6 protein-coding genes, 1 tRNA gene and 1 pseudogene are annotated in these 8917 nt (G+C 69.7%); 3 read left to right on the top strand and 5 right to left on the bottom strand.

Features of this window, described 5'->3' with window-relative positions; genetic code table 11:
* Positions 1-49: 49 nt before the first annotated feature.
* Positions 50-122 (bottom strand) — tRNA-Asn (locus LDQ05_RS18550).
* 147 nt (positions 123-269) lie between these two features.
* Between LDQ05_RS18550 and LDQ05_RS18545 the strand changes: the two genes are divergently transcribed.
* Complete coding sequence (locus tag LDQ05_RS18545) at positions 270-515, top strand: hypothetical protein (protein WP_226438426.1); 246 nt, start codon at positions 270-272, stop codon at positions 513-515.
* Positions 516-519: 4 nt separating this feature from the next.
* Here LDQ05_RS18545 and dnaG read toward each other — a convergent pair whose 3' ends face one another.
* From dnaG to LDQ05_RS18530, 3 genes are read right to left on the bottom strand one after another with little or no spacing between them, the layout of a single operon-like run.
* The gene (dnaG, locus tag LDQ05_RS18540) at positions 520-2427 is read right to left on the bottom strand and encodes a DNA primase (protein ID WP_226438425.1); all 1908 of its coding nucleotides are present in this window, start codon (positions 2425-2427) and stop codon (positions 520-522) included.
* Positions 2428-2471: 44 nt separating this feature from the next.
* Positions 2472-3740 carry a deoxyguanosinetriphosphate triphosphohydrolase gene (locus LDQ05_RS18535; protein ID WP_226438428.1) on the bottom strand — a complete coding sequence of 423 codons (1269 nt, stop codon included), beginning with the start codon at positions 3738-3740 and terminating at the stop codon, positions 2472-2474.
* 29 nt (positions 3741-3769) lie between these two features.
* Entirely contained in the window at positions 3770-4462 is a 693-nt protein-coding gene (locus LDQ05_RS18530; RefSeq protein ID WP_372461157.1) for a YdcF family protein, read from the bottom strand.
* 132 nt (positions 4463-4594) lie between these two features.
* Between LDQ05_RS18530 and LDQ05_RS18525 the strand changes: the two genes are divergently transcribed.
* Entirely contained in the window at positions 4595-6595 is a 2001-nt protein-coding gene (locus LDQ05_RS18525; protein WP_226438424.1) for a TPM domain-containing protein, read from the top strand.
* A gap of 7 nt (positions 6596-6602) precedes the next feature.
* On the opposite strand, the gene LDQ05_RS18520 is transcribed toward LDQ05_RS18525, so the two are convergent.
* Entirely contained in the window at positions 6603-7271 is a 669-nt protein-coding gene (locus LDQ05_RS18520) for a FadR/GntR family transcriptional regulator (RefSeq protein ID WP_226438423.1), read from the bottom strand.
* Between the two features lie 255 nt (positions 7272-7526).
* Between LDQ05_RS18520 and LDQ05_RS18515 the strand changes: the two are divergent.
* Positions 7527-8846 (top strand): annotated as a pseudogene (locus tag LDQ05_RS18515) (2-isopropylmalate synthase); the annotation flags it as partial.
* Between the last annotated feature and the right edge of the window lie 71 nt (positions 8847-8917).

Below are 8917 nucleotides of genomic sequence, written 5' to 3'. Positions count from 1 at the left end.
TCTTCCGATCCCCGCCATCCGCAGTGGATGACGGGGGCGTCGTCGAGAGCTCCCCCGGCTGGACTCGAACCAGCAACCGTTCGATTAACAGTCGAATGCTCTGCCAATTGAGCTACAGGGGATTGTCCTGCTGCACCCGCGGTTTCCCCGGGTGCGTGGAAAACATTAGCGCCACACCCGCCGCTGCACCAAATCGCCTGCATGTGGGCATGTGGTGCCGCATCGGGCAGGATGGGAGAGTCGCAGGCACAGGCGGAAGGGACGACACAGTGTTCGGATTGTTGGTCGGGGTCGCAGCGGGGTACGTACTCGGCACCCGAGCGGGGCGCGCGCGGTACGAGCAGATCAGCAAGACCGCGAAGGCGGTCGCAGCCAGCCCCGTCACCCACAAGGCCATCGAGGTGGGGCGGCAGAAGCTGTCGGACGCGTTGAACCCGCAACCGAAGCTCGAACCGATGAAGCCGATCGACGAGACCACCACGATCATGGTGCCCCGCGATCAGCTCCAGAAGTAACCGTTCAGCCGGCCAGGCCGTCGCCGTTCGCATCGCCGATGGCCTGGTCGAGCAGACTGCGGCGGTACTGCTCGAGCGCCACGAGGTCGCCGAGCAAGGCATGGAACTCGTCGGATTCGGTGGCCGGTGAGATCCGCTGCAGCTTCGATTTGAGCTCGGCGACCTGCTCGCCCACCCACACCTCCTGCAGCCGGGCGAGAACACCCCCGATGTAGCGGGGCATCCGCTCCTCCTCCGCGGGCAGCGGTTCGACGGCCAGTTCCATCACCAGCGAATGCGCGACCGGATCATCGGCGGCGCGACCCACCGCGTCGACCCATTCGGCACCGCCGAGTCCCGAACCGGCACCACCTGCGCGAGCGACGGCCTCCCGCACCGCCGCGTACGCGGGATCGGTGAACGTCTCCCCCGGCAGCGAATCGAAGACCGGGCCCGCGATCGCCGGGTACTGCAGGGCCGCTTTGAGGGCGTCCCGCTGCGGCCACAGGACCGGGTCCTTCGGGCGTGGCCGCCGCAGCACCGTCGCGGTCTCCGCCGACCCCGCCCCCTTGTTCCGGGCCGGCGCGGTGGCCGCGGTCCCACGCCGCGATTCCTCCTGTACCCGCCGCCGCACGGTGGGAATATCGTCCCAGCCCACCCAGTGGGCGAGTTGGACCGCGTAGTTGTCCCGCAACGTGCGGTCCTTGATCTTCGCGACCACCGGCACACACCGTCGCAGCGCCTCCACCCGCCCCTCGGCGGTGTCGAGGTCGTGCTGGGCGAGGATCGACGTGACGACGAATTCGAACATCGGAGTGCGGCGGGCCACGAGATCACGCACGGCGGCATCGCCGGATTCCTGCCGCAACTCACACGGATCCATGCCCTGTGGAGCGATCGCGACGAACGTCTTCGCCGCCGTCTTCTGGTCCCCCTCGAACGCCTTCATCGCGGCGGCGCGACCGGCGTCGTCGCCGTCGAACGTGTAGATGACCTCGCCCCGGAAGTAGCTGTCGTCCATCAGCAGCCGTCGCAGCATCGCGAGATGCTCGTCCCCGAACGCGGTTCCGCAGGCGGCCACCGCGGTCTTCACCCCGGCCAGGTGCATGGCCATCACATCCGTGTACCCCTCGACGATCACCGCCTGATGCGACTTCGCGATCTCCCGCTTCGCGAGATCCAGGCCGAAGAGCACCTGGGACTTCTTGTACAGCACCGTTTCCGGCGTGTTCATGTACTTGGCGGTGATGGTGTCGTCGTCGTGGATGCGCCGCGCGCCGAATCCGATGACGTCGCCGGACAGATTGCGGATGGGCCACAGCAACCGGCGGTGGAACCGATCGATCGGTCCGCGCCGCCCCTGCCGCGACAACCCTGCCGCTTCGAGTTCGGCGAACTCGAAGCCGCGCCGGAACAGATGCTTGGTGAGGCCGTCCCACCCGGCCGGGGCATATCCGCAGCCGAAGGCCTCCGCGGCCGACCGGTCGAAGTTGCGCTCGGTGAGGTAGTCGCGGGCCGCCCGCGCCTCGGGTGTGGCGAGTTGCTCGGCGTAGAACTCCTGCGCGGCTGCATTCGCGGCGACGAGCCGCGCGCGGGTTCCCCGGTCGCGTTGCACCGACGGTCCCCCGCCCTCGTAGTTGAGGGTGTAGCCAACGCTCTCGGCGAGTTGTTCCACGGCCTCGACGAAGCTGATGTGCTCGATCTTCTGCAGGAAGGAGTAGACGTCGCCGCCCTCACCGCACCCGAAGCAGTGGAAGTGCCCGTGGTTGGGACGGACGTGGAACGACGGGGACTTCTCGTCGTGGAACGGGCACAGTCCCTTCAACGAGTCGGCGCCGCCCCGCTTGAGAGCCACGTAGTCACCGACGACGTCCTCGATGCGCACGCGGTCGCGGACGGCCGCGATGTCCCTGTCTGAAATGCGTCCGGCCACGCCCACGAGTCTAGGTCGTCCTCCGGAACCGACCCGGTGTGCCGTCAGACACCCAGGGTTCCGGTGTCGATGGCGCGGTCGATGCGTTCGATTCTGGACTCGGTGCACGAGGCGATCTGGTCGACGACCACCCGAACCCGGGCGGCATCGTCGGCGGAACGTTTCCACGCGGCCGCGAACATCGGGTCGAGCCCGTTCGGCGCCGTGCTCAGCAGGAGCCGGGCGACGCGGTGGATCCGTTCCCGCTGCGCTTCCTGACGCGCACGGTGCGACCGATCGGACATGACGAACTGCAACGCCATCGTCTTGAGCAGCGCCACCTCCGCTGCGACCACCGGCGGCACGACGAGATCCTGGTCGAATCGGGTGACCGGGTCGCCGCCGGTGACGTCGAGGGTCGCCCCGATCGCGGCGGTCGCGTACCTGCCGACGAGTTCGCTGGTGAGGCGTTTGAGCGCTACGGAACACGCGAGGGTTCCGTCGTAGGTTCCGACGGCGGCGACGACCGGCATCGTGTGCAGGCGTTCGGCGGCCTCGACGAGGTCGGCCGGGTCGAGGCCGGCGAACTCGCGCATCCCGAGCGCGATCAGGCCCGACACTGCATCGGCGTCGCCGAGGACCCTCAGGTCGATCCGTCCGTCGGTGACGCCGTCCTCGACGTCGTGCACCGAGTAGGCGACGTCGTCGGACCAGTCCATGATCTGCGCTTCGAGGCTTCGTCTCCGGCCGGGCGCACCGTCGCGGATCCACGCCAGTTCGTCGGCGTCGTCGTCGTACGCGCCGAACTTCGCGCCGGGAGCGGGACGGATCCACGGGTACTTGAGGGTGGCGTCGAGCGAAGCGCGGGTCAGGTTCAGGCCGGCGCTCGTGCCGTCGGGGTAGAGCACCTTCGGTTCGAGACTCGTCAGGATCCGCAGGTTCTGTGCGTTGCCCTCGAATCCACCGCAGGGCGCCGCGACCTCGTCGAGGGCACGTTCACCGTTGTGCCCGTACGGGGGGTGCCCGATGTCGTGGGCGAGCCCGGCGAGGTCGACGACGTCCGGGTCGGCGCCGAGCCCTTCCGCGATGCTGCGTCCGATCTGGGCGACCTCGATCGAGTGGGTGAGCCGGGTGCGCGGGGTGTCGCCGTCGCGGGGGCCGACCACCTGGGTCTTGTCGGCGAGTCGGCGCAGCGCCGCGCTGTGCTGGACCCGCGCGCGGTCGCGCGCGAACGCCGAACGCATGGTGGCGGCGCCGGTGGTGCCGTCGAGCGCGGCCCGTTTCGGCGTCTCCGTGACGCGGCGTTCGAGATCGGGTTCGCTGTAGCCGTGCATCGGACCGTCCTTCGCCGAACGAATCGGGGTCACTGATCTGCTGTATACGGGAAATCGGCCGAGTGGTGGGCGATCTGGTACCAGATCAGCGCGGCGGTCTCGCGGGCGATGCCGTGCAGTTGGGATTCGCGGGTGAACACGGCGGGCCCCTGGCGGGTCGGGGCCGTCCAGGCGTCGAGTCCCGCGTCGCGCGCCATCGTGCGGGTGCGCAGGGAATGCCACGGGTCGCTCACCAGGACCGCCGAGGTGAGGCCGCGTTCGCCCATTTCCCGGCTGACCGCTTCGACGCTGAGCAGGGTGTCCGAGCCCTCCTCGACCGCCACGATCGCGTCGGCAGGTACGCCGGCGGACACGAGATAGTTCTTGCCCGATGCCGCCTCGGTGAACAGGTCGCCTTCCTGTTTGCCCCCGACGGTGACGATCACATCGGAGACACCGGCCTCGTACAGTTTGCGGGCCTGTTCGAGGCGGGCCTCGAACACGGGGGTGGGGGTGCCCGCGTACTGGGCGGCGCCGAGCACCACGATGGCGTCGGCGGGGGTGCGGTCGTCGATGCGCGCGACCTGCCAGACGCGGACGGCCGTGCCGCCCACGATGAGAATCGCCGCGAGGACGAGTCCGGCGAGGAGTCGCCGGCACCAGCGCGCCAGCCGCGCACCGACGCTGCGCCGTTCCTCGTCGAGGATCGCTGCGGTGCCGGGGCGGCGGGATGCGGTACTCACCTTCCCGATTCTGCCAGTGCGCTCGCCGGTTCACCGTCGTGGACGCGCCGAGGCGCCGGCCGCCGGCGCCCTGACCGGGGCGAACGGCGCTCCGGTCCTGGCCGGGCCCCGTGCTCCACTAGATTCGATCCCATGCCACACGTATCGGACGCGCCCCGCCCGCGCACGAACGCCACGTTCCCGTTGATCACCGTCTTCCTGGCTGTCGCCGTGTGGCTGCTCGCACCCGCGCTCGCGTCCGCGGAGCAGCCGTCGCGACTCCCGCAACCGATCACCGACACCGCGGGCGTGCTGAGCACCGACGACGTCGCGAGGATCCAGGACGCGACGAACGCCCTGTACGACGAGCATCGGGTGCAGTTGTGGGTGACGTACGTGGCGACGTTCGACGGATACGACCGTGACGCCTGGGTGAGGACGGCCGCGCAGGCCAGCGGATTCGGTTCGGACACGGCTCTGCTCGCCGTCGCCACCGACGACCGGGACTTCGCGCTGTGGACACCCGACGGATCCGAGATCAGTGCATCGGAGCGTGACCGGATCGCGACGAACGACATCACGCCGCCGCTGCGCACGAACCTGTGGGCGGACGCCGCGGTGGCCGCGGCCGACGGACTCGGCGATGCCCTGGCTCCGTCGAGCGCGCCGGTGACGACGCTGCTCGTCGGTGGCGGCGTGATCGCGGCCGGCGCGGGCGGCGTGTACCTGTACACGCGGCGATCACGGTCCAAGCGCGCGCAGGCCGGGGCAGCGCAGGCCGAGCAGATCGACCCGAGCGACGTCGATGCATTGCGCCGGCTCCCGATCGAGGGGTTGGAACTGCACGCGCAGAAGGTGCTGGTGGAGACCGACAACGCGGTGCGGTCCAGCGCGGAGGCACTGGAACTGGCGCGCGGCGAGTTCGGTGACAATGCGGTCGCACCGTTCGATCGAGCGCACCGGGAGGCCCGGGCGGCTCTCGCGGCGGCGTTCTCGATCCGGCAGCGCCTCGACGACGACATTCCGGAGACCCCGGCGCAGCAGCGGGACCTGCTGGTGCAACTCATCTCGTCGTGCGGGCAGGCCGATCGTGAGCTCGACGCCCAGATCGATGCCTTCGATGCGATGCGTAATCTGCTGCTGGACGCCCCGAAACGACTCGATGCCCTCACGCAGCGGGCGATCGGGGTGCGCGCCCGCCTGCCACATGCGGAGCAGGCGCTTGCGGCGTTGCGGTCGGAGTTCCCCGCGGATGCTCTGGCACCGGTCGCGGACAACGTGGTGCTGGCGCAGGAGGAGGTGACGTTCGCGGAGAAGTCCGTCGACGAGGGACGGACCGCCGCGGCGCGCCCGGTCGGCGAGCAGGGCGATGCGGTACGTGCGATCCGGGAGGCCGAGGGCGCACTCGGTCATGCGACGAGCCTGCTCGACGCCCTCGAGCACGCCGCGGACGACATCCGCCATGCGATCGCGACGCTGCCGGCGGCCATGGCGGACGCCGAGGAGGGTATCGCCGATGCCGTCGCGCTGGGCGACGCCGGTGGCGCCGAACTGATCGAGGCCCGCAGAGCCGCGCAGGACGCGCTCGAGCAGGCGCGGGCGCAGCAGCACACCGATCCGCTGGGCAGTTTCACTCGTGTGGTGGAGACCGATGCGCGTCTCGATGCGGTGCGTGAGCAGACACATCAGGCCCGGGAGGAGGAGGCGCGCGCCCGTCAGCGACTGCAACAGGATCTGACGGCGGCGCGGTCGCAGGTGACGGCGGCGGCCGATTTCATCGCGACGCGACGCGGGGTCGTCGGCGCGGAGGCCCGGACCCGGCTGTCGGAGGCGCAGCGTCACCTGCAGGCCGCCGATCACGCCGCGGAGTCCGAGCCGGCGGTGGCCCTGCAGCACGCGCGGGCCGCCGCGGCGTTCGCGGCGCAGGCGTTGAGGTCGGCCCAGAAGGATGTGCGCCGGTGGGAGGATCGACAGCGCCCGCCGCGCGGCGGTTCGTCGGGTGGCAACGTCGCCGGTGCCGTCCTCGGCGGCATCCTGATCAACAGTGTCCTCAACAGCGGCCGAGGCGGCGGATTCGGTGGTGGCGGATTCGGTGGTGGCGGATTCGGTGGTGGCGGGGGTGGTTTCGGGGGCTCCAGCGGCGGCCGGTTCTGATCCGGCGTCAGCCGAGAGAGTCGGCGAGCGAGAGCAGATGCTCGCGACTGCGCTGCGCTGCCGCGGCGCTGTCGCGGTCGGCGACGGCGTCGGCCAGCGCGGCGTGCACGTCCTGATCGACATCGCTGCCGAACTCCCCTCGGAGCCGAAGCATGTCGATCATGGCCTGCCGGAGACGCGGGGTGAAACCGTCGAACAGGTCGACGAGGATCGGATTGTGGGCGGCGACGACGATGCTGCGGTGGAAGGCCGTGTCCGCGTCGACGTGCCCGTCGACGGTTTCCCGGGTTCGTTCCCGTTCGGCGAGTGCACGTCGGATCACCCGTAGGTCTGCCGGGGTGCGCCGGGCCGCGGCGAGCGCTGCCGCTTCCGTCTCGATGGCGACCCGCGCCTCGACGACCGCACGGATGTCGGCGCGGCGCACCGATTCGTCCCAGTCGTCGCGCACGTCGAGCGCCGCGACGAACACGCCCGCACCCTGTCGCGTCGTGAGCACACCGCGACCGGCCAATTGACGGATGGCTTCGCGCACGGTGGACCGCCCCACCCCGAGTTGCGGCGCGAGCGTGGTCTCACCGGGGAGTTTCCCGCCGAGTTCCCACTCCCCTTCCCGGATCCGCGTCAACAACAGTTCTGCCGCCTGATCCGCCAACGGAACCTTCTGCACCTGGGCCATTCCCGCCCTACCTCTCTACTTGTCTGAGGAGTTGTGCTATCTTTCTCCTCGTGTGCGCCAGCGGATTCCTTCTCCTTCGCCGCCACGACGGGACGTAGTTCGACCGGCTCCCGTCGTGGGGTTCGATCATGCCGGTCGCCGACCGAACGACGAGGAACATCCACCGTGTCCACTTCCGCCTTCCCCAGTATCGCCACTCCCGCGGGAGCCATACCCGACGCCGCCCCACACTGGAACCGGCAGCGTCACTCGCAGATGCCCGCCCACCGCTACCGGGACGTCTTCACCCGCGTCGAGGTCCCCGACATCGACCGTGCGTGGCCCGACCGCCGCATCACCGAGGCGCCCCTGTGGGTGCCCGTCGATCTGCGCGACGGCAACCAGGCGCTCGCCGAGCCGATGGACCCGCACCGCAAGCGCCGCTTCTTCGAGCTCATGGTCGCCATGGGCTACAAGGAGATCGAGGTCGGCTACCCGTCCGCGTCGCGCACCGACTTCGAATTCGTACGGCTCATCGCCGAGAGCGATCTCGCCCCCGACGACGTCACGCTCGTGGTGTTCACCCCCGCCCGACGAGACCTGATCGAGCGGACCGTCGACTCCGTCCGCGGCATCACGAACCCGGTCGTCGTCCATCTCTATACGGCGACGGCACCGACCTGGCGCGAGGTGGTCCTCGGCCACGAGCGTGCCGCACTGACCGACCTGATCCTCTCCGGTGGCCGCGACGTGCTCGAGCTCACCGCCGGACTACCGAATGTGCGCTTCGAGTTCTCGCCGGAGGTCTTCAACCTGACCGAACCCGACTACGCGCTGGAGATCTGCGACGCGATGACCGGGCTGTGGGAGGCGTCGCCCGACCGACCGGTGATCGTCAATCTGCCCGCCACCGTCGAGGTGGCGACCCCCAACGTGTACGCCGACCAGATCGAGTACATGCACAAGAACCTGTCGCGGCGCGACGGTGTGATCCTGTCGGTGCATCCGCACAACGATCGCGGTACGGGAATCGCGTGCGCCGAACTGGCGGTCCTCGCCGGCGCCCAGCGCGTGGAAGGCTGCCTGTTCGGCAACGGCGAACGCACCGGCAACGTGGACATCGTGACGCTCGCCCTGAATCTGTTCGCGCAGGGCGTGGATCCGATGATCGACTTCTCCGACATCGACGAGATCCGGCGCACGGTCGAGCACTGCAACCGCATCGACGTCCATCCCCGCCACCCCTACGCCGGCGAGCTCGTGCACACCGCGTTCAGCGGCACACACCAGGACGCGATCCGCAAGGGTTTCGCCGAACACCGCGCCCGCGCGGACACCGAAGACCGCGCCGAGCGCGACGTCGACTGGCGTGTGCCGTATCTGCCCGTCGACCCCGCCGATCTGGGTCGCACCTACGAAGCGGTCATCCGCGTCAACTCGCAGTCCGGTAAGGGCGGTATCGCCTACGTGCTGGAAACCGAGTTCGGCATCGACCTGCCCCGCGACGCGCAGATCGAACTCGCCCGGCACGTCCAGGATCACGCCGACCGCACCGGAACGGAGGTGTCCGCGCACGAGTTGCGCGAACTGTTCGAACGGTCCCGAGCCCGACTCTGATCCGCCCCCTCCCCCGTGCGCGCTTCTGGTAGTGGGTACTACCAGAAGCG

The sequence above is a fragment of the Rhodococcus yananensis genome, assembly GCF_020515525.1.
Lineage (GTDB): Bacteria > Actinomycetota > Actinomycetes > Mycobacteriales > Mycobacteriaceae > Rhodococcus > Rhodococcus yananensis.
The sequence above is the reverse complement of the archived record's forward strand: the minus strand, read 5'-3'. Positions and strand labels throughout refer to the sequence as shown.

Coding starts and splice junctions, on each gene's coding strand:
- LDQ05_RS18535 (WP_226438428.1), bottom strand. CDS start 3,740: ATGCACGGCTACAGCGAACCCGATCTCGAACGCCGCGTCACGGAGACG.
- LDQ05_RS18525 (WP_226438424.1), top strand. CDS start 4,595: ATGCCACACGTATCGGACGCGCCCCGCCCGCGCACGAACGCCACGTTC.
- LDQ05_RS18520 (WP_226438423.1), bottom strand. CDS start 7,271: ATGGCCCAGGTGCAGAAGGTTCCGTTGGCGGATCAGGCGGCAGAACTG.